Genomic DNA, 23,972 nt, shown 5'->3' with positions numbered 1-23,972 from the left:
AGAGGCGGTCACGTGCCGCATACGGGGGTGCACGCATGCGGCCGGCCGAAGCCGATCGAGCTTCATGATGCGAACCGGGGGCGCACAGCCGTCGGGGCAGCTCCGCGCCGGAATCCGCATAGGTCAGTCGACGGCGCCTTCGCGCAAGGTGACGGCGCCTGACGGACACGCCCACACCGCGTCGCGTACGGCCGACAGTTCGGAGGCGGGCGGCGTGTGGTCCAGCACGAGCACCAGACCGTCGTCGACCGCCTGGTCGAAGACGGCCGGTGCGGCGAGCACGCACTGCCCTGCCCCTACGCAGAGGTGCCGCTCAGCACGGACCCGCTCCGGTCCGGTCGGCCGACCAGTCGCACTCACGCAGACTCCTCCCCTGTGTTTCAGATGACGTCGGTGACGTCATCGCCCACACAGTAGTTGATAACGATATTCATATTCAACACATCTGGAGGCACCCTCTCAACACCAAGGGCGATTCGACCCGCACCAGCCCTTCGTCGCCAGCGAAACCGAGCGGCGGCCTGCACACCTTCAGGGCTCCCGGCTCCACCCAGGGGCCTTCACCCGCATCCCGCGACCGCAGGAGTCGACCGTCGCCGCCCAACCCACACCCAGGCCGCACCCCTTACGCCGGGAGGACGGACGACGCGCCGCCATTCCGCGACCTCGTCGTCATCGGGATCAGTCATCCGGAAGCGACCCCCGGTGACATGCCGCTCGATCGGCTCCTGCGCCTTCGCCCGCCGGGCTCGCGCGGCAGGCCGCGCGCCATAGAGCGTGCGAAGGTTGACCGGCACCGCCAGCTCACTGCCGTCGGCGGCCGAGGAGTCGTGGTCGATCATCAGGACCCCACGATCCGCAAGGCATCGGCTGAGCACCAGGCACTCGACATTCAGGCCCGGTGTTCTCGTCAAGAACGAGGCGTTCGACGAGCCCGTACTGCCGTAGAGAGCCGAAAGACACCCATCGGCAGCGGGAGTCCCCTGGGACGTTTCTGGGAAGTCCATTCGCGCAGCTCAGCGGCCACCACACGCCCATCGCGGCAGGTCACAGGCCTCGCTGGTCTCTTCCGGAACATCTGAAAGCCTGCAAAATGGCACCGCCACACCCCTTCTGACCTGCACAAATGCGAGTCGAGGCGGGGTGTGACGGAGTCCCTGGGACTTTTCTGGGACTTTGAACCAGGAGCGACGGCTTCCCGAACAGCGCGCTCTCCACATGATGAGTAATCGAAAACTTGTCGCACTGGACGCAGACGGCAAAGCAGCAGGCCAGAGAGGCTTTCGGGTCCCGAAGCGAGGTCAGCGGACGACCCGAGCGTCAAATGAGCGTCACGGCCGTATGTCGGTTCGGCACGGGCAATATGGCATTGCATGGCAACCTGCAGTACGGCAGCACCTCGACCGTGGCAGCGAGCAGCCTTTGTCCCTCACGGGGGCTCGGGTCGGGATCTGCGGCCCGGCAGTGCGCCCCGGATGCTTGACTGCCGACGCATCAGGGCCGGTAGATCAATTCAATGAGCAGCGCGCCGATCAGCATCCAGGCTCCGATCCCGAGCAGCCACAGCGCCTCGGTGAGGGATCCGACGACGATCAGCACCGTCGCAGGAAGCAGGAGAGCGTAGAGGAGCCGCTTCATACCGCGGTCGCTGCGAGGAAGGACGATCACCACCGCCACCTCTGGGCATCGAACTGAAGTGCAGATGTCGGAGTGCTGGGAGTAACCGGCAGTGGGGCGAGGGCCCGTCATCTACCAACGGTAGATGTGGATCGCGCACCGGACTGAGGACCGTGCGGAAGCTCGCCGTTTCGTGACGGGCCTCCAGCGGGTTCGGCTGAGTCGAACTGCTGACTCAGGATGCGCAACCGAGCCACGGCATGCTGCAGATCATCATACGCGCGCTGTTCTTCTCGAGGGCTGAAGCGGATGGGAGCACAGATGCTGTCGCGTGTCCTGCGGATACGGGCGTAGGCGTCGAAGCAGCCGAGCACCTCCTGAATGATGGTTTCCTGTGGCGCGGAGGGGAACGAATCCAAGCAATCATCCGAAAAGGACATCACAGGGTTCATTTGTCTCACACGAGATGCTGTCCAGGATTTCCTCCGCAGGGGTTCCGACTTGACCTCGCCGCCGCTTTCAGACTCCTGGCCCACGCACGCGAGCCACCCTGGGCCCCTCATCGCCCTGGTTCCCTCGTCATGTACGGCACGGACCACGTCCTGCGCCGTACTGCGGCGATTTCGACTTCGAGCGGGTTCGGGGGGACGGCGAGCACAGGGCACGGTGCGTGTGCCAGGCAATGCCTGGCCACCGGCGCCCGTAGTCCAGGGAGCCACCTGCCGCGGATGCCTGTGCCGACGACCAACAGATCGTCGGACGACCGAACAGCATCGACGAGAACCGCCCCCGGGTCGCCACGAACGGTACGCCCGACCAGAGTGACTCCCCGCCTTCCGGCGGCGAACGCCGTGTCCAGAACCGTGCACAGATCTTCCACCGCCGTTTCCCGGCACTCCCTCAGCACGGCGGTGCCGTACGTGGCACGGCTGCCCAGCCCTCCACCGGGCAGTTGCCAGGCCAGGGTTCCGCGTTGCGCTCCTGGGCTTCGGCAGTGGCCCGGTGGAGGGCCGTGAGGCTTCCCAGGGAACCACTCACACCGACCACAACTCTCCGCCGCACCGCATGTCCTCCTGGTCGTCCTGTCCCGGACTTCCATTGAACGGCGGTCCGAGGGCTCCGGGCGGCATTCCCCCGCGCTTCAGTGTTCGGTCGTCCTGGTCAGGTGGGTGTCGTAGTTCTCCGGGCTCCTCTCATTAACCGGTGCCGGTCTGCCGCCGCTCGTGATGGGCCGGGCGGCGTAGGTGATGCGGATGACGCCGTCCGCGTGGCGTTCGGTGGTGGCGTGGACGCCGAAGACAACGGCGAGAAGGTCCGGAGTGAGTACCTCCAGAACCGGTCCGGCCGCCGCCACGGCTCCGTCGCTCAGGATCACCAGGTGGTCGCAGAGGCGAACGGCGAGGTCGAGATCGTGCAAGACCGCGAGAGTGCTCACTCCTGTGGAACGGATCAGGTCGAGGAGTTCGAAGCGGGCTCGGATGTCGAGATGGTTGGTCAGTTCGTCCAGGACCAGCAGACGCGGCTCCTGGGCCAGGGCGCGCGCCAGAAGAACACGTTGGCGTTCGCCTCCGGACAGGGAGGCGTACTCCCTTGCCGCGAAAGGGCGGATGCCGCAGCGATCGATCGCGTCGGCGACGGCGCGGCGGTCGTCGGGGCCCTCCCGGCCGACCAGTCCGTGGTGGGGGGTGCGGCCCAGCTCGACGATCTCCTTCACTGACAGTCCCCCGGTGCTGCCCGCCGGGTCCTGGAGTACGGCGGCAGTGCGGCGGGCTGCGGTGCGGGGGGCGAGGCGCCAGACGTCGTCCTCGCCAACCTTGACGACACCCCGGGTGGGGCGCAGTGACCGGTAGACGGTGCGAAGAAGGGTGGATTTGCCGCTGCCGTTGGGGCCGACGAGTCCGACGACGGTTCCGGGCAGGACCTCCAGGTCGACTCCTTGGAGGACGGGTGTGCCTTCCAGTTCGACGTGGACCTGGTCGACGGTGAGCTTCATACGGTGTCCAAGCCCTTGTTGCGGCGCAGCAGCCAAACGAAGAACGGGGCGCCGAGCAGGGCGGTAAGGATGCCGAGCGGCAGTTCGTTCGGGCGGATGAGGGTGCGGGAGAGGAGGTCGACGAGGACGAGGTAGACGGCTCCGAGCAGCGCGGTGAGCGGGAGGAGCCGCCGGTTGTCCGCGCCGACGGTGAGGCGTACGAGGTGGGGGATCATCAGCCCGACGAAGCCGATGCCCCCGGCCACCGCGATGACCGAGCCGGTGAGCAGCGCGGTGATGACGAGCAGGACGGCGCGCAGGCGGTTGACGTCCACGCCGAGTGCGGTGGCGGATTCGTCGCCCGCGAGGACGGCGTTGAGCTGCCGGCCGAAGAGCCCGAGCAGGGCGGTGCAGGTCAGGACGATGGTCGCGACGACGGGCAGTTGGTTCCACTGGGCTCCGGCAACGCTGCCGAGCATCCAGAACATGACGGTGCGCAGCTCGGTGGGGGTGGCCCAGAGCTGGACGAAGCTGGTCGCGGAGAGCAGGACGTAGCCGACCGCCACGCCCGCGAGGACGAGGCGGGTGGGTGCCAGTCGTCCTCGGCGGCGGCCGAGGGCGAAGACCACCGCCCCGGTGGCGAGAGCACCCAGGAAGGCCGCCCCCGCCACCCCCACGCCTCCGATGCCGATCCCGCCCAGGGTGATGACCAGGACCGCTCCGAAGGAGGCCCCGTAGGAGAAGCCGAGCACGGTCGGGTCGGCCAGCGGGTTGGTGACGAGGGTCTGCAGGACTGCACCGGCCACCGCCAGTCCGGCTCCGGCGAGGGCCGCGAGCAGGACGCGGGGTGTGCGGAAGTTCCACACGATCTGGTCCAGTGCTGGGTCGTCCGTGGCCCCTTGCCCTGTGATGTGGTGGGCCACGATGGTCCAGACGTCGGCGACCGGTATGGTCACCGCGCCGATGCTGATCGCTGTGATCATGGCGGCGATCAGCGCGGCGAGCAGGACGGCGACGCCGAGAGAGAGCCGAAGTCCGGTCAGAGCGCGTCGGGGTGGAGCGTCTTGGCGATCTTCTCCACGGCCACGTCGTTGCTGGGGCCGAGGTAGATCGAGTCGGACAGCACCACGTACGCCTCGTTCTTCGCGGCCGTCCACTGGGGGAACTCCTTGAGCAGTTTCTTGGCGTAGGCCGTGGGGTCGGGGTCGTTGTAACTGATGACGACGAGGGCGTCCACGTCGGCGGCGGCGACCTTCTCCTTGCTGAGGTCGGCGAAGGAGCCCTTGGCGGCATTCTCGAAGGCGTTGGTGCCCCCGGCGTTTGCGAGGATGTCGTTGTAGATGCCCTTGGCGACGACGGAGCTGAAGTCGTTGCCGCCCATGGTCATGTTGGAGAAGAGCACCATGACCTTGGGCTTCTTCTCGCCCTTGACCTTCTCCGCGATCTCAGCGGTGCGCTTGTCAGACTCGGCGATCAGCTTCTCGGCGCGGTCGCTGACGCCGAAGACCTTGCCCATGTCGCGCAGCAGGGTCCGGCTGTCCTCCATGGTCATTTTGGAGGTGTCCTGGTCGCAGCCCTGCGGGGAGATGTAGCTGTTGGCGCCGACCTGCTTGAGCTGGTCGCGGGTGGCGAAGCCGTTCTTGGCGTCGAAACCGTAGGCGGTGGTGGACAGGACGAGGTCGGGGCGCTGGGCGAGCATCGCCTCGCGGGGGATGTCGAAGGCGTCGTTGAGCTTGATGTCCCCCTTCGGCAAGGACTTGATCGCGTCGGCTCGGCCCGGGACTTCGGACATGCCGTAGGTCTGCTGGTTGACGGCGATGCGGTCCTTGAGTCCGAGGGCCAGCAGCGTGGAGACCTCGGCGACCGAGGCGCCGTTCATGACGACCACTCTGCTGGGGGCCTTGGTGAAGGTCTGCTTCACCCCGCAGTTCTCCAGTGTCACCGGGTAGCCGCCGGCCGGGGACGAGGCGGCGGGCTTCTCGGCTGCCGCGGTCTTCCCGTCCGACGAGTCCCCGCATCCGGCGGTCGCGAGGCCGACGACGGCTATCACTCCGAGGGCGGCGATCCGCTTGGTGGACATGTGTGCTCCTAGTTAGAGGCCGGCTCACGGCCGGGGTTCGTATCAAGAGTCGGACGGGGTTCGGAGCCAGTTCCCGGCTTTTGAGAGCCGGGTGCAGTGGGGGCCGGGAGGTCACCTTGGGCCACGCAGTGGTCCAGTTGCCGGAAGAAGGCCGCCCGGTCGATCACCGGGTGAGTGGGCGGGACGGGGCTTCCGGCTGCAAGGAGGCTTGCGCGCACGTGGTCGGCCTGAACGGTCGCCAGGGCGAGGTCTCCGTCCGTTCCGATCGGGGCGTCGGGCAGGGAGTCGAAGAACGCCAGGATCGCTGCGGCGTCTTCGTCGTCCTGAGATATCCGCTCCCGCCAGGTGTCCAGGGCCAGGGCCTCGACCGTGTATCCGTACTCGCGCAGCCAGCGGTGCAGATCCTCCTGGCGCACCGGGGTCCCCGCGTGGTGGTGTACCACCGCCGCCGGGTGCCGCGTGCCGGGGCCGGTCACCACGATCTCGGCGGCGACCCGGTCGGCCGGGGTCCAGGACTCCTCCGTGAAGAGGTCGGGCACAAGGCCCGCAGGCACTCCGGCACGCAGGACGGTCCACAGGAAGTCCTGGCGGTTGACCCTGCCTGTACCGATCGGTCCGACGACGCGGCCGAGCCGGTGGATGGTGACGGGCAGACCACGCTCAGCCGCCTGTTCCAGGAGGTGTTCGGAGGCCCACTTGGTCTGCTGGTAGCCGTAGCGAAGCCCTTCGTGGGCAGGGAGGAACGACTCCGTGAACTCCGCGCTCAGGGAGCGGGGCGGGCCGACGGAGAGGGTGGAGACGTAGTGGAGCGGGATGCGTCGCGGAGCGGCCAGCCGCAGCAGATCGTGGGTGGAGTCTGTGTTGGCCGGGCGAAGCGCGGTGTAGTCACGGACGACGCTGACCGCCGCGCCGTTGTGGACGATGGCGTCGACAGTGGCCCTGAGTTCGTCCCATTGCTCGTCGCCCAGGCCCAGCAGGGGCCGGTCGAGGTCGGCCGGAAAAGCAGTCACGCGGTGGTGCTGGTCCGGTGGCAGCGGCAGGTCGGCCGCAGCCAGCGCGGAGTGGACGCGTTCCAGGGCTGTGTCGGGGCTCGCGGCCCGTACGGCGCAGACCACCTCGGCATCGGTGCGGCGCAGCAGTTCGGTAAGCAGGTGGGTTCCGACGAAGCCTGTGGCTCCGGTGAGCAGGACCCTCTGGGGCGGCCAGGCAGCCGTGTCGGCTCCCGGTTGGATACCGGGGGTGAGGATCGTGCCGGCAGCCAGGGTGGAGGGCAGTACGGACCCGGTCGTCAGGTTGTCGGGGCCGGAGCCGGACTCGGCTGCGAGGTATGCGGCGAGAGCGGCGGAAGTGGCGTGTTGGAAGAGCCAGGCCACCTTCACTTCCCTGCCCAGTTCGGCCGCTAGGCGGTTGGCTGCCTGGATGGCCTGGAGGGACTGGGCCCCGCGGTCGAAGACGTCGTCGTGCTCGGTGAGGTCTCCGGCCGCCAGCACCTCACGCCAGACGTCGGTCACTGCCTTCGTGAGCGTGCGGTCCTGGAAGGTTCCGGCAGTGACCCCCGGCGACGGGAGCTGGGCGAGCAGGGCGGCGCGGTCCGTCTTGCCGGACAGCGTAAGGGGCAGTCGGGCCAGGAAGTTGAGCGAGGTGGGGATCATCGCTGCGGGCAGCCGGGTCTTGAGGTGGTCGCGTACCGCGGAGAGCGGGGGCTGATCCTCGGCGGCGACCAGGTGGGCGGTGAGCCTGCGGGTGCCGTCGGGCAGTACCTGGCCCACCACGGCGGCGTCCTTGATGCCGGGGTGGGAGAGCAGGGCGCTCTCCACCTCGGCCGGCTGGACCCGGTGGCCGCTGATCTTGAACTCGTCGTCCAGGCGCCCGAGGTAGCGCAGGAGGCCGTCCTTCCCGAGCTGCACGCGGTCACCGGTGCGGTAGGCGCGCGGAGTGTCGGGCAGCCCGTCCAGCCGGACGAACCGCTCGGCGGTCTCCTTGGGTAGGTTGCGGTAGCCGTGGGCGAGGGCGGGGCCCAGCAGATACAGTTCCCCGTCGCGGACGGCGACCCGGCTGCCGGGCAGGGGGCGGCCCACGGGGGTGTCGTCGGGGGCGAGGGCGGGGTCGTTCAGGTCGGCGGCGGTGGCCACCACCGTTCCCTCGGTCGGGCCGTAGGTGTTGACCAGGCGGACGTCCGTGCCGACGGCCCTGCGCCAGCGGGCCGTTCGCTCGGGCAGGGCCGCCTCGCCGCCGACGATCACGGTGTGCACCGTGCTCGGCAGATCTCCCGCCCCGGTGGACAAGGCGTAGGCCAGCTCGTGCCAGTACGCGGTCGGCAGGTCGAGCACATTGACGGCCAGACGCTCGCATACGGAGAGGAAGTGCGGGACCGAGTCCGTCATGTCCGGCTCACGGATCACCAGGGTGGCGCCGGAGCACAGGGTCAGGAAGATCTCCTCGACGCTGGTGTCGAAGTGGAGGGGGGCGAACTGAAGCACGCGGTCGTCGCGTTGCGGCCCGTAGCGGAGGCCCGCCGCCGCGACGAAGTGCGTCAGCGCGCCGTGCCCGACCTCGACGCCCTTGGGCTCCCCCGTGGAACCGGAGGTGTGGAGCACGTAGGCGAGGTCGTCGGGCCCCGAGGTGGAGAGCGGGGGCTGGTGGGGCTCGGTGCCCGGCGGTGCGTCGATCAGCATGATCTCGCGGTTCGGGAAGAGGTGGGCGTACCGCTGCTCGGTGACGACGAGGGCAGGCGCGGCGGAGGTGAGCAGGGCGGCAGTGCGATCCGTCGGGGCGCCGGGGTCGAAGGGGCAGTAGACGGCCCTCGCAGCCATGATGCCGAGCAGGACGGTGACGGCGTCGATGCCCCGGGGCAGGGCCACGGCCACCAGTTCACCGCGGCTCACCCCGTGTCCGGCGATCCGCCGGGCAATGTGGAGGGCCTCTCCGAAGAGGTCGGCGTACGAGATACTCCGGTCGCCCTCCTCGACGGCCACCGCGCCGCCGCGGCGGGTCGCATGATCGGCGATGAGCGAGAGTACGGGGCGCGGCGGTGCGGGGAGCGGGTCCCCTTCGATGATGTGGATCGGCGCCATGCAGCGTGCGCTTCGTACGGGGCGCAGAGCGGTGAACGGCCGGTCGGGGTCGGCAACCGATTCCGTCAGGAGGCTGAACAGGGCGCTGCGGTGATCCGCGACCTCGGCGGCGGTGTAGAGGTCGGGGTTGGCGTCCACGGCGAAGCGCAGGGCGGTGCCTTCGGAGCGGTCGTAGACGTTGAACGCGAGGTCGTCGACGGGGCCGGCCGACACGTTGTGCACGGTGCTGCGGTGTCCGGCGAAGCGCAGGTCGTAGGCGAAAGGCATGATGTTGACGCCGGGTCCGGAGAGGCGCCGTCCGCCGCCCACCAGTCGCAGGTCGCGGCGGATCTGTTCGTAGCGGTAGCGCTGGTGCGGGAGGGCGGCGCGCACCTCTTGGGAGACTGCGGCGGTCAGGGTGCGCAGGCTGTCGTCCGGGCCCACGGTCACCCGGAGCGGCAGCACGTTGCGGACCATGGCGGGCACGCGCAGGGAAACCGAGCCGAAGCGGCCCATCGCCGGGACGCTCAGCACGATCTCGGGTGCCCCGGTGGCGCGGTGGAGGTGGGCGGCGGTGACCGCGAGCAGGATCTCCGACCAGGACACTTTTAGGGCACGGGCGGTGGTCCGGAGCGCCGCTGTGGTGCCGGCGTCGAGATCCGCCGCGTCCCGGAGGAAGGAGGCGCCCGGAAGCGCCGAGCGGCCTGCCGGGGTGGCTACCTCCGGTCGGTCGGCGTACCGGCCGTTCCAGTGGTCTCGGTCGCGGGTGTACCGCTCGGACGTACGGTAGGCGGCCTCCTCCTCGCGTACGGAGGCAAGGGTGCCGAAGCCGCTGGGTCCCGGCTCGGTTTCGGTTACGAGGCCGGTGTAGAGGTCGGCGACGCGGCGGGCGACCAGGGAGAGGCCGAAGCCGTCGAGTGCGATGTGATGGACGCGGTGGTACCAGAGGTGCCGGTCGGGGGCCAGGCGGAACAGGGCGTGGCCGAACAGCGGGCCGTGGGTGAGGTCGACGGGGCGGGCGACGTCCTCGTCGATCCAGGCGAGCGCGGCGGCGTGGGGATCGGGCGCTTCTGAGAGGTCGGCGGTGTGGATGTCCCACCGAGGGACGGCGGTATCGACCTGCCAAGGGTGCCCGTCGTCGTCGGTCATGAAGACGCAGTGCAGGGCCTCGGTCTCCTCGACCACCCGGCTCAGGGCGGCCCCGAAGAGGTCCACGTCGACCGGGCCCTCGATCACCACGTACTCGGCCGTGTTGTAGGCGGGACTGGAGGTGTCGAGATGGTGCCCGGTCCAGATGCCCTCCTGGGCGCCGAGCAGTGGGTGGCGGCGCAGGTCGTTCTCAGATGTCGCCATGGTGTCCTGCTTCCTGTCGTGCTCGCTGTCGCTCGTCAAGCAGTTGCCACCAGTGCTGGAAGGAGGGCAGTTCGGCCAGGTCGATGAAGGAGACGTCGATGCCGTACTCCTGCCAGCGCTCAAGGAGCGTGACGACGCGCAGGGAGTCGAGTCCCGCGCCGACGGGGTTGTCGTCGAGGTCGACCTCTTCGGGCTCCTGGTAGAGCAGTTCGGCGAGATCGGCACGGAACTGCTGGAGGGTGAGGATTGCGGGCATGGTGATCCCCTCGCTGTGCGTGGCGGGCGTTTCCGGGTGGGCGGGGGTCAGTTGACCTTGCGGTCGGAGCCGTCCCAGAACCGGTTCCGCAGTTCGCGGCGGAGGATCTTGCCGCTGGGGTTACGGGGGACGTGGTCGATGAACTCGTACTTCGCGGGCAGCTTGAACGCGGCCAGCCGGGGGGTCAGGAAGGTGTGCAGGTCGCGGGCGCGGACGGGCTCGCCGCCCAGGTCGGCGGGGACGACGAAGGCGTGGACGTACTCGCCCCACCGGTCGTCCGGCGCGCCGACGACCACGGCCTCGGCGACGCCGGGGTGGTGCTCCAGGACGTTCTCGATCTCCGCCGGGTAGACGTTCTCCCCGGCCACGAGGATGGCGTCCTTGATCCGGTCGCGTATGAAGACGTATCCGTCCTCGTCGACGAAGCCCGCGTCCCCGGTACGTATCCAGCCGTCGACGAGCGTCTCAGCGGTCTTGTCGGGGAGGTTCCAGTACTCCAGCATCTGCGCCGGTGTGGCCAGGCAGACCTCGCCGACGGCCCCGGGCGGCAGCACCGTGCCGTGGTCGTCGATCACTTGGACCCGCACGCCCGGGTAGGGGCGGCCCGCCGCCTGCATGAGGGGCGAGCCGGGTTCGTGGACGGCGGGCGGCAGGCAGACGGCCGTGTTGCCGGTCTCCGTGAGCCCGTAGATCTGAGCGAACTCGCAGCGGAACACGGCCATGCTCTGCTCCAGCAGAGTCTCGGAGATCGGAGACCCGCCGTAGACGATCTTGCGCAAGGTGGCGAAATCGGCCGGGGTGACGCCGGGCCGGGTCAGCATCATGCGCAGCATGGCCGGGACCACGCAGGCGGTGGTGATCCCGAGCCGGTGGATCAGCTCGACCGCCCCGGCCGCGTCGAAGGCGGGCATCGCCACGACGGTGGTCCCGGCGTTGAAGTTCTGCGTCGCCCACCAGAGGCCGCCGATGTGGAAGCCGGGAATGCCGATCAGCGCGATGTCTCCTGCCCGCCAGTCGATCCAGTCGACGTCTGCTTCGGCCATGGCGTCCGCGATGGCGAAGAAGCTGCGGTGGGGCAGGACGACGCCCTTGGGCAGCCCGGTGGTGCCGCTGGTGTAGAGCTGAGCTACCGGGGTGTCGCGGGTGGCCGCGTACGCCTCGGCGGCTCCGGTGCCGGCGGCTTTCCAGGCGGCGTAGCCTTCGGCCGCGTCGAGGACGACGATGTGTTCGGGCGGTGTGGCGGGCATACCGTCGACGACGGGCCGGAACTCGTCCTCGACGAGGAGGAGTCGGGTGCCGGAGTCGTGGAGGATGTGGCTGACCTCTGGTGACGTCAGCCGCCAGTTGACCGGGACGAGGACAGTTCCGGTCTTGGCGCAGGCGAAGAGGATCTCGTAGTAGCGCTCGGACTCCTTGCCGAGGTAGGCGACCCGGTCGCCGGCAGTGAGACCTGCCGCTCGCAGCGCCTGCGCGGTGCGGTTGCTCTCACTGTGCAGTGCGGCGTAGGTGAGGGTGGTGTCGCCGCAGATGACCGCCAGGCCGGCCGGCTGGTGTTCGGCGTGGAAGCGGACGGTGTCGACGAGTGTGGTGAGCCTGTGATGCAGCCGGGGGCCCGGTCGTGGGCTGTCAGGGGATTCCATGTGTGATGTCCGTCCGTTACCGGCCCGCGCTGGCGGGCGGGGAGGTCAGGTGATGTTGACGAAGGCGAGGGTGGCGTCGCCGTCGCACCGTCCGTCCTGGGCGTCGCCGTAGCGGTAGGCGGTGGTGGCCATGAGAAGTGGCTTGCCGCCGGGCGAGCGCCGTTCGACGGAGCGGAACTCCATCTCGCCGTGAAAGTCCCGCGGGTCGACGGGCCGTTGGAAGCGGGAGGCGAAGCGGGCGATGAGGATGTCCGGCAGCTGATGGCGCCAGAAGTCCTCCAGCGTCCAGCTCTCGAAGCCGGTCAGCAGCCTTTCCTTCACCGACTTGGCGACGAGGTAATACATCATCTGGTTGTAGGCGATGTTCACCTCGACCGCGTTCAGGTGGCCGGTGTCGTCGATGTAGCAGGACTCCGGGATCGCGAACGTCGCACCCACCCGGGAGAGTCCGTCGGGCAGGGCGGACACCTCGGCGGTGAGCAGGTAGCGGCAGTGGTGTTTGTACGGGGTGAGCACCCGGGGCAGGAGTTCCTGGTCGGTGGCGAAGGTGCGCGTCGGGGCGGTGTCGGTGACGGTCATGCCGCCTCCAGTCCGGCGTGCAGCTTGCGCGCGTCGTGGATGGTGACGCGGAAGGAGACCGTCGGCTCGGGCGTGGTGGTGTGCCGGGCGCAGTGGATGAGGCTGCGGTTGTCCCAGACCAGGAGGTCGCCCTGCTCGAAGCTCTGGAGGTGGATGTTCTCGTGCTCGAAGTCGCGGTCGAGCTGTCCGGTCGCCTCGAAGAGCCGCTGGAGAAGTTCCTCGTCGAGCGGCTTTCCGTCCTCGTTCTCGATGCCGACGGTGAAGCCCTCGCTGAGGTAGAGCACCTTCTCGCCGGTCATGGGGTGGGTGAAGACGGTGGGCTGGCGGACGGGGGGCGTCTTCTCCTCGACCTCCTGGATGATCTCCGAGAGCGGCCGGTAGACGTCGTGGGGTCGGACCTTGAAGTACTTGCGTACGGAGTGGAGGCAGCGTGTGCCCTCGATCTCGCCCTTGAGGTCATCGGGCAGCCTCTCGTAGGCCGCGCCCATGTCGATGAAGTACGTGCCGCGGTTCTTGGCCGGTATGACCTGCGGATAGATCAGGGTGATGCCGAACGGGTCGGGCATGAACTGGTAGTCGGCGTGCCAGAACTTGCCGGTCTTGGGGACGCCGACCTGCTTGCCGTTCTCGGGGACGTTGGAGGAGACGAACACCTCGGAGACCTCGGGGTGCTGGTACATCGGCTCGTAGTACGTCTCCGGGCGGCCGAGCCGCCGGCCCAGCTCCAAGAACTCCTGCGGGGTGAGGCGCTGCCCTTTGAGGACAGCGATCTTGCGGCGGTAGACGGTCTCCTTGAGTGCCGCGATGTCGTTCTCCGAGGCCGACGTGTGGTCGAAGTCCTCGACGGATGCGCCGATGGCGGTTCCGGTGTGGTCGGTGATGCGCACGCTGGTGCTCCTTCTGATGCGGTGGCGAGTGTGTTGGGCCGTGATCGCGTCAGGCGGCCAGGCGGGCGTCGATCAGCTCGGCGGTCGCGCCGAGCGTGAGGTCCGGGACGAGTTCGCTGTCCTCGACGGTGACGCCGAGGTGCCGTTCGATGTGGATGCTGATCTCGACCAACGTCAGCGAGTCGACGTCGAGGTCGGCGTACGTCGCCTCGGGCCGGAAGTGGTCAGCAGGGGCGTCGTGCAGAGTGGTGAGGATGGACACCAGCTGCTCGTAGGTGGCGGTCACGGGGCGGATTCCTGTTCGTGGTGGGCAGGTTCGGCAGCCGGGGGCAGTTCCGGCCAGGTGAGGAGGCAAGAGCCCCAGGTGAGGCCGCCTCCGAAGGCGGTGAGCAGGACCTGGTGGCCCGGTCGCAGGAGCCGGTTCGCGTGGTCGTCGGCGAGAGCGAGCGGGATGGATGCCGCTCCGGTGTTCCCCACCCTCTCCACGTGGGTGGCGCAGCGGTCTGCGGGCAGGCCCAGGTCGGTGGCGACGGTGCGCAGGATGCGGAGGTTGGCCTGGTGGGGCACGAAACGGTCGACGTCGTCCACGGTCAGGCCGGAGCGGTCCAGCACGGTGTGGGCCGAGTCCGTCATCCGGGCCAGCGCGTGGCGGTAGACCTCCCTGCCGCGCATCGCGAAGTGCCGCTCGGTGTGTGAGGTGCGGGAGGGGTCGGCGGGGAGGAGGGAGCCGCCGGCCGCGACGGTGATCATGTCCTCGTGGTCGCCGTCGCTGCCGAGGTCGAAGGAGCCCAGTGCGCCGGGTTCGTCGGCGTGCCCGTCGCGCAGGACAACGGCCCCCGCCCCGTCCCCGAAGACGACGGCGTTCTGCCGGTCGGCCGGGTCCACGATGCGGGAGTACACGTCCGCACCGATCACCAGGACGCGGGCCGCCACACCGGAGGTGATCAGCCCCGCTCCGGCGGCCAAGGCGTAGACGAACCCGGTGCACACCGCGCCGATGTCGAAGGCAGCCGCCCCGGACAGCCCGAGCCGTGCGGCAACCAACGGAGCCGTGGCGGGACAGGACCGGTCAGGGGTGGTGGTGGCCACCACGACGGCATCGGCCCTGGCTGTACCGGAGTTCGCCAGGGCTCGGCGGCCCGCTGCGACGGCCAGGTCGGACGTGGCCTCGTGCGGGGCGACGAGGTGCCGGAACCGGATGCCGGTCCGGGTCCGTATCCAGGCGTCGTCGGTGTCGAGCCGCGCCGCCAATTCGTCGTTGCCCACCCTGTGCCGGGGCAGGTGTCCTCCGACGCCGCACAGCACGGCGACGCGGTCGGGTCGCCCGGCGGAAGTCGCGGACATGGTTCTCCTGGTGGGTAGCGTGGTCGCAGGCGTGAGGGCGTTCACGGAGAGGTCGCCCTCCGGGTCGCGAGGGCGACGAGCGCGCCGAGCGCCAGGGCCACGGACATCGCCAGCAGGGCGGTCCGTATGCCGTCAAGCAGCGCCGGGGCGGAGGACTGCTGGCCGATGCCGGAGGCGGCAGCAACGAGCAGGGCGAGGCCCACGGCGCCGCCGATCTGAAGGGAGGTGGACGCGATCCCGGAGGCAATGCCCTGGTCGCCCGGAGCCACGCCCGAGGCGGCGGCGATCCACAGGGCAGTCCAGGCTGAGCCCTGTCCCAGACTGATGAGGACGATTCCCGGCAACAGCGACAGGTAGGAGCCCTCCACTGCGACGGCGGGCACCAGGGCGAGTGCGCCGACGGCACCGGCCGCCAGCCCCCCGACCAGCAGCCGCCGCGTCCCGAAACGGGCGACGGCGGGCGGCCCCGCCTGGGTGCCCGCAGCGACGACGACGGCCGGGAGCAGGAAGCAGAGCCCTGTGACGAAAGCGTCGTAACCCCGCACGGCTTGGAAATACAGGGTGAGGAAGTACGGCAGCGAACTGAACGTCGCGCTGAACAGAGCCGCCACCGCCGTGGCCAGGACCAGCCCTCTGTGCCGGAAGAGGCGGACGGGCACCAGCGGATCCGGAGCTCGGCGCTCGATGGCGGCGAAGAGCACCAGGAAGACGATCCCTACCGCTGCCGCAGCGAGGGATGCGAGGCGCATCCAACCCCAGGCGGGCGCGTACACCAACACGAAGACCACCAAGGTGAGCCCGCCGGTGGCGGCCAGCGCCCCGGCCGCATCGAAACGACGCGTACGGTCCCGGGGCGCGTCGGCCGGGAAGAGCAGCCGCCCCAGCACGGCCAGGGCCAGAGCCACGGGGACGTTGACCAGGAACACCGAAGGCCAGCCGTACCCGTGGACGAGGACACCGCCGAGCAGCGAGCCGAAACACAGGCCACCCGCACCGGCAGCGCCCCAGATCGCGAGCGCCCGGTTGCGCACCGGCCCTTCGGCGTACGTGGTGTTGATGAGCGAAAGCGTGGCGGGGAACAGCAGGGAGCCGCCTATCCCCTGGGCCGCGCGGACTGCGAGCAGCACACCGGGCGACTGGGCGAGACCGCCGATCAGGGAGGAGACCGCGTAGATCGCCGTGGCGAGGACGAACATCCGGCGGCGGCCCAGGAGATCAGCCGCGCGACCGCCGAGCAGCAGGAAGCCACCAGTGGTGACGACGTACGCGCTGACCACCCATTGGAGGTCGTGGTCGGAGAAACCGAGGCCGAGGCCGATCTCCGGCAGCGCTACGTAGACGATGCTGTAGTCGAGGGAGATGACGAGCTGGGCGAGCGCCAGGACGACCACGGGGAGGCCGAGGCGCTGGCGCCCGGCCGTCGACTCGGCTGCGGTCGCGGACATGATCGTCCCTTTCTGGGTGTGGGCCTGGCGACCAGGCCGAGCAGGAGCGGTCGGTGCGGGTGGGCATGCCGGGGGTCGCCCCGTCGTCGGGCACGGGCCCGGGACGCCGGGGGGGATGATGCGGGGCGCCACGCTGGATCTCACATGTCGGCGAGCAGCTTCCGTACCTCCGTCACCAGGACAGTCAGCGCCCGGCGTTCAGGCACAGTCGTCTCGGGGTGCCAGAGGTCGACCAGGAGACAGGTCCGGGGGCGCTCACCGCGGTTCTCGGCATGGTGCTCGAAGGAGTAGTCGAAGAGCAGACAACGGCCCTCCTCCCAGGTACGTGTCTCACCGGCGACTGTGATGTCGCAGTCGTCCGGGATGTCGACGGCGAAGTGGAGGTTGATGCTGAAGTTCCACAGGTCGCTGTGCGGTGCGATACGGGACCTCGGGAGCAACGTGGAGAAGTGGCTTTCCAGGAGCGGACAGATGAGTCCGTCGGCGACGGCGACATCTCTGATGACGCTGTAGGCAGTGGGTGCCAACTCGACGGACTCTGGTTTGAGTTGACCGTCCTGGTAGATGTAGAGGGACTGCCAGTCGTCTTGGCGGGTGAGGTAGTGCTCGTAGTCCGAGAACGCCGTACGGCGTGTCTGCCAGGCGCGCTCGTGCTCGGAGCGGATCGCGCCGTGCGCGTTCTCCAAGGCGTCGACCAGCGAGGCGATGGCCGGATCGCTCCGCGGATCGTGCCAGGGCTGCTGTGAAATTCCTGGCAGGATCCACTTGGCGCCCGCCTGGAGGGGATGTCTCGGCATTCCTCCCGGGGCCATCATCTCCTCCACTCGCGCCAGCGAGTCGGGGCCGAATTCCTCACGTATCACGGCGAACTGTTCGTACGTCGGCTGCATCGCGCATTCCTTCCCTTGCCCGTTCCGCGAAGGTCCCGACCATGCGTCAAGACCTGCGCCGCAGCGGCCTCATCGAGGGTTGGTGGCCGCTTCGTGTTAAAAGTCGAATGGCGGTCCGGTCGAGTTCCCGCCGTAGCGAAAAAATCGATCGGAATCGCATCCTGCGGGGAAGGGGCCGGGCTCAGTCACTTTCTTTAGACTTATCGGGGCCGAAAATGGTGAACAGGGTGTCGACGACATCGCCCGAGGCTGTCTCCCTGCTTCCCGCGTTGTAGGGCGGCTGCGGCGCGTACTCGATGAGAAGCTGCACGGCCTGCGCCACGTCGTCGCCCGAGATCCGTCCCGCCAGCGTCAGGGCCATGTCGATACCGGCCGAGACGCCGGCACCGGTCGCGTAGTGGCCGTCAATGACGACGCGTTCCGGTGTGGGCGTCACACCGAACTGGGTGAGCTGGTCCAAGGCTCCCCAGTGGGTCGTCGCCCGGCGACCGGACAGGACTCCGGCGGCGGCCAGCACCAGCGATCCCGTGCAGACCGATGTCATCCAGGTCGCGGAACGGTCGACCATTCGCAACCAGGAGTGCAGAGCGCCGTCCGTCATCTGGTCCGCCTGCCCGGGACCTCCACCGACCAGGACCACATCAGGACCGGGCACCTCGTCCAAGTGCTTCACGACGTTGATCGACAGGCTGCCCAGGTCGTTGGTCACGAGGCCGGGATTCTCGGCCACGAAGACGGCCTGGGTCCCAGGCAGGCGGCCCAGGACTTCGTAGGGACCGATGACGTCCAGAGCGGTGAAACCGGGATAGAGAACGATCGCGACCTGCACGTAAATCTCCTTCTTCGGATCGGTCATGGCAGGAGAACGAGCGGAGACTGATTTCGGGCAAGCTGAGAGGTGACCCGGTGCAGTATTCGCTCGGCACGCCGAGGTGGAAACTTCTCGTACCGAGTCGGGGTACCGCTTTGGCTCTTGTGAAGAACAGCTTCCGTGTCCTGTCAATAGTCGGACGCCTCACCACTTGAGTTCCCGTCACGGAAGAAATGACGGGGCGACGAGGCGCCGGTGAGCTCCCGGCCCGCTGACGCTGCTCAGGGTGCGGACCCCAGCCTGACCGGCCGTAGGACTGCGTCCACGGTGACGGTCCCGGACCGTTGGAAGTCGAGGGTGAATGTGACGCGCTCTCCGGAACGCCACGCCGTGTCGGCGCGAACTGTCACGGCCACGCCGTACGGGGACATCTTCACCTCCCCGTACGCGGGGATGCCCACGGCCCCGGACCGCTCGCGGTAGGCCCCGTTCGCCGCGTTCATACGATGCGTGGTCAGCTCCGGGGCCGATGCCGCCGAGGAGGAGACCGAGCGGAGCCGGTCCGACGCGCCGCCGGTGTTGACGATGTGGAAGTAGGCGTTGGTGTTCCGCCCGGGCATCACCGGCAGCAGCACGCGGGCCTCCCGTACCTCGATGTTCGCGGGGCTGCCCGCGTAGCCGGCGGCTGTCCAGGCGGAAAGGCCGCCGACAGCGGCGAGGAAGGCAACGGCCACCGCCGTGCCCGTCGCGGCCGCCTCGCGGGCACGGCGAAGGCGGCCGGGCCTTGGCGGACGGAGGTTCTTCATGAACGCGCGCTCCCTTGCGGAGAGGAAGGGGATATGAGGTTCGCCGGGACAGTTCCTGCGAAGCCGGGTGGAGAGGTCACACCAGGCTCCTGGGGGCGGTACGGCCACGGCGCTGCCGGGCCGGGGAAGGCTGCCAGGTGCGCAGGCGCAGGCTGTTGGCCACTACAAGGACGGAGCTGAGCGACATCGCGACTGCGGCGACCATCGGATTCAGCAGGCCGACCATGGCCAGCGGCATCGTCACGACGTTGTAGCCGAAAGCCCACGCAAGGTTGGTGCGGATAGTGCGCAGCGTGTGCCGGGCCAGGCGGACCGCATCCGCGAGCGCCTCGATGTCGCTGCGTACGAGAGTGACGTCGGCGGCGCCGATCGCGACGTCGGTCCCGGTGCCCATGGCGATGCCCAGGTCCGCGCCGGCAAGTGCGGCGGCGTCGTTGACGCCGTCCCCCACTACGGCGACCCGCCGGCCTTCGGCACGCAGTCTGCGCACCAGTTCGGCTTTGTCCTGCGGTGTGCAGCGAGCGTGGACCTCCGCGATGCCGAGGTCCTCCGCGACCGCCCGTGCAACGGCGGCCCGGTCGCCGGTGGCCAGCACGGGGCGGACCCCGAGCCTGCGCAGCCGGTCGACGGCGCGGTAACTGCCGGGCCGTACGAGGTCGGCCACCTCCATGATGGCGGCGGGAGCACCGTCCACCCTTACCAGCACCGCCGTACGGGCCGCTTCGTCCGCTCGTTCGCGGGCCGCCGACAAGGCGGCTGGCAGCTCCGTTCCGTCAGGTGCAACCACCTCCACGGCCAGCCCGTCCACGTGCCCGCTCACACCGTGCCCGGCGGTGGCCCGGAATCCGGACACGGCGGGCAACGGCTCGTCTTCGGCCGCACGGCGCGCATGGGCCGTGATCGCCCGGCCCAGCGGGTGCTCCGAGCCTTCCTCGACCGCACCGGCCAGCCGGACGACCTCGTCCGCGTCCGGTCCGTCAGGTGTCGCGGTGATCCGCCCGACGCTCATGTGCCCGGAGGTCAGGGTGCCGGTCTTGTCGAGCACCACCGTGTCGACGTGCTTGAGCCCCTCCAGTGCCTGCGGCCCGCTCACCAGGACGCCCAGCTGCGCTCCGCGCCCGGTGGCGGCCATCAGCGCCGTAGGTGTCGCAAGCCCCAGCGCGCACGGGCAGGCGACGACGAGAACCGCCACGGCGGCGGTGATCGCGGCCTGGGGGTCGGCGCCGGCGCCGAGCCAGAATCCGAGTGTTGTGGCCGCGAGGGCCAGGACGACTGGGACGAAGACGCCGGCGATCGTGTCAGCCAGCCGCTGGGCCCGTGCCTTGCCCGCCTGGGCGTCCGTTACGAGCTGGGTGATGCGGGCGAGCTGCGTGTCCGCTCCTACGGCGGTCGCGCGCACCAGCAACAGGCCGCCCACGTTGACCGATCCTCCGGTTACGGGGCTTCCCGGGCTGACCTCGATGGGCTCGGACTCGCCGGTGACCAGGGACAGGTCGACGGCGGAGCTTCCCTCGGAAACCCCCCCGTCGGTGGCCACCCGTTCACCGGGACGGACCACGAACACCTCACCGACTCGAAGCCGTTCGATCGGCAGGCGTACGTCCGTGCCGCTACGGCGTACCGTGACCTCCTTCGCGGCGAGCTGGGCGAGCGACCGCAACGCCGCCCCGGTCCCGCGCCTCGCCCGGCTTTCCAGGAACCGACCCAGCAGGACGAACAGCGGTACACCCACCGCCGCTTCGAGATAGACGTGCGCCATTCCGTCGGAAGTGGTGGGCACCAGGGTGAACGGCATCCGCATGCCGGGCATGCCCGCTCCGCCGAGGAAGAGCGCGTACGCCGACCAGAGGAACGACGCGAGCACGCCGAGCGACACCAGCGTGTCCATGGTGGCGGTGGCGTGGCGCAGTCCGCTCAGGGCACGGTGGTGGAAGGGCCAGGCTCCCCAGGCGGCGACCGGAGCGGCGAGCACGAAACACAGCCACTGCCAGTTGTCGAACTGGAAGGGCGGTGCCATCGACAGGGCGAGGACGGGCAGCGACAGCACCGCGGTGATGGTCAGCCGCTCGCGCTCCCGCCGGGCGTCGTCCTCGGCCACGTCCTCGGTCCGTCGCTGTCGTTTTCCATCGATCAGGGGGACCATGACGTGTGCCGTGTATCCTGCGGCCTCGACGGCGGACGTCAGCTCGTCGACGGTCACTTCGGCTGGATGGCTGACGCGGGCCCGGCCGGTGGCGAGATTCACCTCCGCCGTGACACCGTCCAGCTTGCCCAGCTTGCGCTCGACCCGTCGTACACAGGCCGCGCAGGTCATACCGCCGACGGTGATGTCCGTCATGGCCGCTGGGGGCGTCGCCTCGGCCGCCATCAGTGACCGCCCCCGTGCTCCATGGGCAGATCCCCGTCCTCGGTGGGCGTGCCGCCGGTGACTCCCGGGCCGTGCATGCCCGGTGCGACGGGTCCCACCGCGTTCCCCACCGCGTAGGCGCCCGCGAACAGGGCTCCGAGCAGAAGCAGGAAGACCCACAGCGCCGGTGGCGGGACGCCCCGCACGGATTTCGCTTGAGGTCCGGGACCTGCCGTCTGTTCCACGGAGTGCTCCTCGCAGTTCTGGATACGAGCCGTGGTGCGACGGCTCGGTACGGTCCAAAAGTCGGAGGAGCCCGGGCCGGAGTTCCCCGCCGCAGGAGTGAACAGCGTCACAGCATCGGTCCGGGTCAAGCAGGTAGCGGCAGAGAGTCGGGGAACGACCACTGTGCTGACCGATGGACCGCAGGTGTCCGACGTGGTGACACCTGCGGCCCCCAGTGGCCGGCTCCATGGGGGAGGTCCGAGGTGACCGGTGCCGAGGAGGTGGAGGTCGGCCTCCCCAACGGTACGGTCCTGGTCAGCGGTCAGGCCTCGACGCCTTCAGGATCTGCGAGGCCATCACCGGAGCCGGACAACCGTCATGAAGACAACCGCCGTCCGACGGGGTGGTCATGGGTCACGGAGCGTGGGTCGTTTCGGCGGCCGGGCTCGCCGGGATGCGCGGGCCCGGGAAACCCGGTCCCCGGACCAATGGCCGTCACGCGGTGACGGCTGCGTCGAGGTGACCGGCTTGGGCCTCCTCGACCAGGGACCGAACTGGTCCGCACTCATCTCCACGCGCTGCCCGAAGTCGTCGGTGATCACGATCCGTCGTTCGGCCGGAGCACTTTCGTCCACGAACAACTGCGGGCACCGACGTCGCAGTTCCCGCAGAAGGTGGCCAGGGGTTCGGGGGATCCAGTTATCGCGCTCTCTCTCCTCCACTCGTAGGCCTCCGGCGGAAGCCGGAGACCGTGTACGAAGGTAATGCCCCAAGCCACAAGCGCGGCGCCCGTCCTGTGTGGAAGGCCCGCCCGCACGCACCCGGTGCTCCCGGAACTCCCGAGGTGGCGGGAACCAAAAGGTACCGCTGCACGACCCCTCTCATGTGTCGACCGTGTGGACGGCCGGGCCGACCAAGCGCAGAACGTCGTCCGGAACAAGCCGCACTGGACCCGGCCGAGAGCTGGTACGGGAACAATGCCAGGATTGGGTGCCATGTCGGTGGGATGGCGGTTTCGCGCCGCACGGTCCGCGTTCTTCGCGGTCGTGTGCGTGGCTCTCGCTGCCTGCGGACACGTCCTCATGTCGGACGATGCACTGCCCTGGTGGTTCCTGGTCCTGTGCGTAGGAGGAGTCGGCACACTGGCCTGGCTCGTCACTGGACGGGAACGGGGCCAGGTAGCTGTCGTCGCTCTCACCGCCGCAGTACAGGCAGCACTCCACGGCATGTTCACGCTCGTCCAAACCGTGCCGCAGGGGGCCATGGGCACCGGAAGCGACCCCGGGCTGGCCGAGAGGTGGGCGGACGCCCTGCTCTGCGGCCCGCACAGCGACACGGCCGCGGCGGCGCGCGCCTACGACGTCGCGGCGCAGGCCGGGCTCACCGACAGCATGCCGCTTCCCAGGCTCGAAGGCGGTTCCTCCGCCATAGCTGCACTCGGGCACACCGCCCACGGCGCTCACGCGACAGCTCCCATGCATGACATGGGAGCGATGACCGGCAACGCCACCTGGGGGATGCTCGCGGCGCACGTGGTGGCGGCGCTGCTGTGCGGTCTGTGGCTGGCCCGCGGCGAGCGGGCCGCCTTCCAGATTCTGCGCGGTCTGGCGGACCGCTTCCACCTCCCCCTCGCGCTTCTCAGCGCGCTCCGGCCCCACCCGTCCGCTGCCCCCGCGCCTGCTGTCGACCGCTCCGTCACGCTGCCACGCCCGCGACTGCTCGTCCACACGCTCGTCACCCGGGGGCCTCCGGGGGAGATCGCTGTCCACTGACAGCTGGATCACGTCGGCTGCATCACCGCCGACGTGCGCCCGTGCACGTGATGCACGGACGCGATCTCCCAATTTCCGGATCGGCGTATGCCCGTGGGCCGCGCCCTGTCCGGACACCCGGAAGGAACCGCAGTCCCCCATGCTTCCTACCCAAAGACAACCCTCGGTGACGGAGGACGAAGTCACCGCCTGGGCTCTCGGCGCCGCGGCCGGCGACGCCGATGCCTTCGAGCACGTCTTCCGTGCCCTCCACAACGACGTACGTCGATATGTCACCGCTCTGGCCGACGACTTCCAGATGGCCGACGACCTGGTGCAGGAGACCTTCCTGCGAGCTGTAAGCACCGTCCATCTCTTTCAAGGACGGGGCTCGGCTCGCGCCTGGATACTGACCATCGCCCGCCGAACTGTCGTCGACAGCCTGCGGCGTGCCGCTTCCCGGCCCCGCCTGGCCGACACGTCCGACTGGCAGCACGTAGCGGAGTGCAGCCAACCGCGTGACCTGCCCGGCTTCGATGAGGGCATCGCTCTCATGGCCCTCATCGACTCACTCCCGGATGCCCGCCGCGAGGCGTTCGTACTGACCCAGGTCCTGTACATGCCGTACGACGACGCGGCTCGTACCGTCTCGTGCCCGGTGGGCACCATCAGATCCCGGGTCTCACGAGCGCGTACGACACTGTGCGCCATGCTCGACGACAGGGCGGAGCCTGCTCTGGCCTGCTAACCGAGCCTGATCTCGCCGGGTCTACGACCGCTCGGGGCGCCGACCACGCACCGAGCGGTCGTTCATCGGCTTGGACCCGCAACACATCCTGCACAGGTCGGTGTGCCGCCACGCGCCGGCGAATCGCCTACCGTCGCTCTCTCCTGCGGGCTGTCGCACCGAGGCCCT

The 23,972-nt window shown here is 69.3% G+C and carries 21 protein-coding genes and 2 pseudogenes; 2 read left to right on the top strand and 21 right to left on the bottom strand.

Annotated features, from left to right (window positions below; genetic code table 11):
* Window positions 1–123: 123 nt before the first annotated feature.
* The 21 genes and pseudogenes from OG927_RS35245 to OG927_RS35145 form a co-directional block, all read right to left on the bottom strand.
* Window positions 124–360, bottom strand: a complete 237-nt coding sequence (locus OG927_RS35245; RefSeq protein ID WP_330321562.1) for a ferredoxin — start codon at window positions 358–360, stop codon at window positions 124–126.
* 200 nt (window positions 361–560) lie between these two features.
* Entirely contained in the window at window positions 561–842 is a 282-nt protein-coding gene (locus OG927_RS35240; protein WP_330321561.1) for a hypothetical protein, read from the bottom strand.
* A gap of 652 nt (window positions 843–1,494) precedes the next feature.
* Entirely contained in the window at window positions 1,495–1,668 is a 174-nt protein-coding gene (locus OG927_RS35235) for a hypothetical protein (protein ID WP_330321560.1), read from the bottom strand.
* A gap of 508 nt (window positions 1,669–2,176) precedes the next feature.
* Window positions 2,177–2,679 (bottom strand): annotated as a pseudogene (locus OG927_RS35230) (universal stress protein).
* Between the two features lie 79 nt (window positions 2,680–2,758).
* Window positions 2,759–3,610, bottom strand: a complete 852-nt coding sequence (locus OG927_RS35225) for an ABC transporter ATP-binding protein (protein WP_330321559.1) — start codon at window positions 3,608–3,610, stop codon at window positions 2,759–2,761.
* Entirely contained in the window at window positions 3,607–4,572 is a 966-nt protein-coding gene (locus tag OG927_RS35220; protein WP_330321558.1) for a FecCD family ABC transporter permease, read from the bottom strand. Before OG927_RS35220 ends, OG927_RS35225 begins: the two co-directional genes overlap by 4 nt.
* Before the next feature lie 56 nt (window positions 4,573–4,628).
* Entirely contained in the window at window positions 4,629–5,669 is a 1,041-nt protein-coding gene (locus tag OG927_RS35215) for an ABC transporter substrate-binding protein (protein WP_330321557.1), read from the bottom strand.
* Between the two features lie 8 nt (window positions 5,670–5,677).
* A complete protein-coding gene (locus OG927_RS35210; RefSeq protein ID WP_330321556.1) occupies window positions 5,678–10,075 on the bottom strand; it encodes an amino acid adenylation domain-containing protein in 4,398 nt (1,465 codons plus the stop codon).
* Window positions 10,062–10,331 carry a phosphopantetheine-binding protein gene (locus tag OG927_RS35205; RefSeq protein ID WP_330321555.1) on the bottom strand — a complete coding sequence of 90 codons (270 nt, stop codon included), beginning with the start codon at window positions 10,329–10,331 and terminating at the stop codon, window positions 10,062–10,064. Before OG927_RS35205 ends, OG927_RS35210 begins: the two co-directional genes overlap by 14 nt.
* A 47-nt stretch (window positions 10,332–10,378) precedes the next feature.
* The gene (locus tag OG927_RS35200) at window positions 10,379–11,971 is read right to left on the bottom strand and encodes a long-chain-fatty-acid--CoA ligase (protein ID WP_330321554.1); all 1,593 of its coding nucleotides are present in this window, start codon (window positions 11,969–11,971) and stop codon (window positions 10,379–10,381) included.
* 45 nt (window positions 11,972–12,016) lie between these two features.
* Window positions 12,017–12,550 (bottom strand): (2E)-enoyl-ACP glycyltransferase, encoded by a 534-nt coding sequence (scoD, locus tag OG927_RS35195; RefSeq protein ID WP_330321553.1) that lies wholly within the window; start codon window positions 12,548–12,550, stop codon window positions 12,017–12,019.
* Complete coding sequence (gene scoE, locus OG927_RS35190; RefSeq protein ID WP_330321552.1) at window positions 12,547–13,437, bottom strand: (3R)-3-[(carboxymethyl)amino]fatty acid oxygenase/decarboxylase; 891 nt, start codon at window positions 13,435–13,437, stop codon at window positions 12,547–12,549. The genes scoD and scoE overlap by 4 nt, the downstream gene beginning before the upstream one ends.
* Window positions 13,438–13,486: 49 nt before the next feature.
* Window positions 13,487–13,723, bottom strand: coding sequence for an acyl carrier protein (locus OG927_RS35185; protein ID WP_330321551.1), 237 nt, complete (start codon window positions 13,721–13,723; stop codon window positions 13,487–13,489).
* On the bottom strand, window positions 13,720–14,781 hold the full coding sequence (locus OG927_RS35180; protein WP_330321550.1) for a beta-ketoacyl-ACP synthase III: 1,062 nt from the start codon (window positions 14,779–14,781) through the stop codon (window positions 13,720–13,722). The genes OG927_RS35185 and OG927_RS35180 overlap by 4 nt, the downstream gene beginning before the upstream one ends.
* 41 nt (window positions 14,782–14,822) lie before the next feature.
* Window positions 14,823–16,226: an MFS transporter gene (locus OG927_RS35175; RefSeq protein ID WP_330321549.1), complete on the bottom strand. Its 1,404-nt coding sequence runs from the start codon at window positions 16,224–16,226 to the stop codon at window positions 14,823–14,825.
* A gap of 140 nt (window positions 16,227–16,366) precedes the next feature.
* Complete coding sequence (locus OG927_RS35170) at window positions 16,367–17,116, bottom strand: aspartyl/asparaginyl beta-hydroxylase domain-containing protein (RefSeq protein ID WP_330321548.1); 750 nt, start codon at window positions 17,114–17,116, stop codon at window positions 16,367–16,369.
* Between the two features lie 181 nt (window positions 17,117–17,297).
* Window positions 17,298–17,945 carry a DJ-1/PfpI family protein gene (locus OG927_RS35165; protein WP_330321623.1) on the bottom strand — a complete coding sequence of 216 codons (648 nt, stop codon included), beginning with the start codon at window positions 17,943–17,945 and terminating at the stop codon, window positions 17,298–17,300.
* A 263-nt stretch (window positions 17,946–18,208) separates the two neighbouring features.
* A complete protein-coding gene (locus OG927_RS35160; protein ID WP_330321547.1) occupies window positions 18,209–18,733 on the bottom strand; it encodes a copper chaperone PCu(A)C in 525 nt (174 codons plus the stop codon).
* A gap of 76 nt (window positions 18,734–18,809) precedes the next feature.
* Window positions 18,810–21,101: a heavy metal translocating P-type ATPase gene (locus tag OG927_RS35155; RefSeq protein WP_392929789.1), complete on the bottom strand. Its 2,292-nt coding sequence runs from the start codon at window positions 21,099–21,101 to the stop codon at window positions 18,810–18,812.
* The gene (locus OG927_RS35150; protein WP_056792552.1) at window positions 21,101–21,325 is read right to left on the bottom strand and encodes a hypothetical protein; all 225 of its coding nucleotides are present in this window, start codon (window positions 21,323–21,325) and stop codon (window positions 21,101–21,103) included. Before OG927_RS35150 ends, OG927_RS35155 begins: the two co-directional genes overlap by 1 nt.
* A 475-nt stretch (window positions 21,326–21,800) precedes the next feature.
* A pseudogene (locus OG927_RS35145) lies at window positions 21,801–22,008 on the bottom strand (hypothetical protein).
* Between the two features lie 379 nt (window positions 22,009–22,387).
* Here OG927_RS35145 and OG927_RS35140 point away from each other — a divergent pair.
* Together OG927_RS35140 and OG927_RS35135 are read left to right on the top strand one after the other, a co-directional pair.
* The gene (locus OG927_RS35140) at window positions 22,388–23,077 is read left to right on the top strand and encodes a hypothetical protein (RefSeq protein ID WP_241192038.1); all 690 of its coding nucleotides are present in this window, start codon (window positions 22,388–22,390) and stop codon (window positions 23,075–23,077) included.
* A gap of 139 nt (window positions 23,078–23,216) precedes the next feature.
* Entirely contained in the window at window positions 23,217–23,804 is a 588-nt protein-coding gene (locus tag OG927_RS35135; RefSeq protein WP_330321545.1) for a sigma-70 family RNA polymerase sigma factor, read from the top strand.
* The last annotated feature ends 168 nt before the right edge of the window (window positions 23,805–23,972 follow it).

Source organism: Streptomyces clavifer, from assembly GCF_036345975.1.
GTDB lineage: Bacteria > Actinomycetota > Actinomycetes > Streptomycetales > Streptomycetaceae > Streptomyces > Streptomyces clavifer.
The sequence above is the reverse complement of the archived record's forward strand: the minus strand, read 5'-3'. Positions and strand labels throughout refer to the sequence as shown.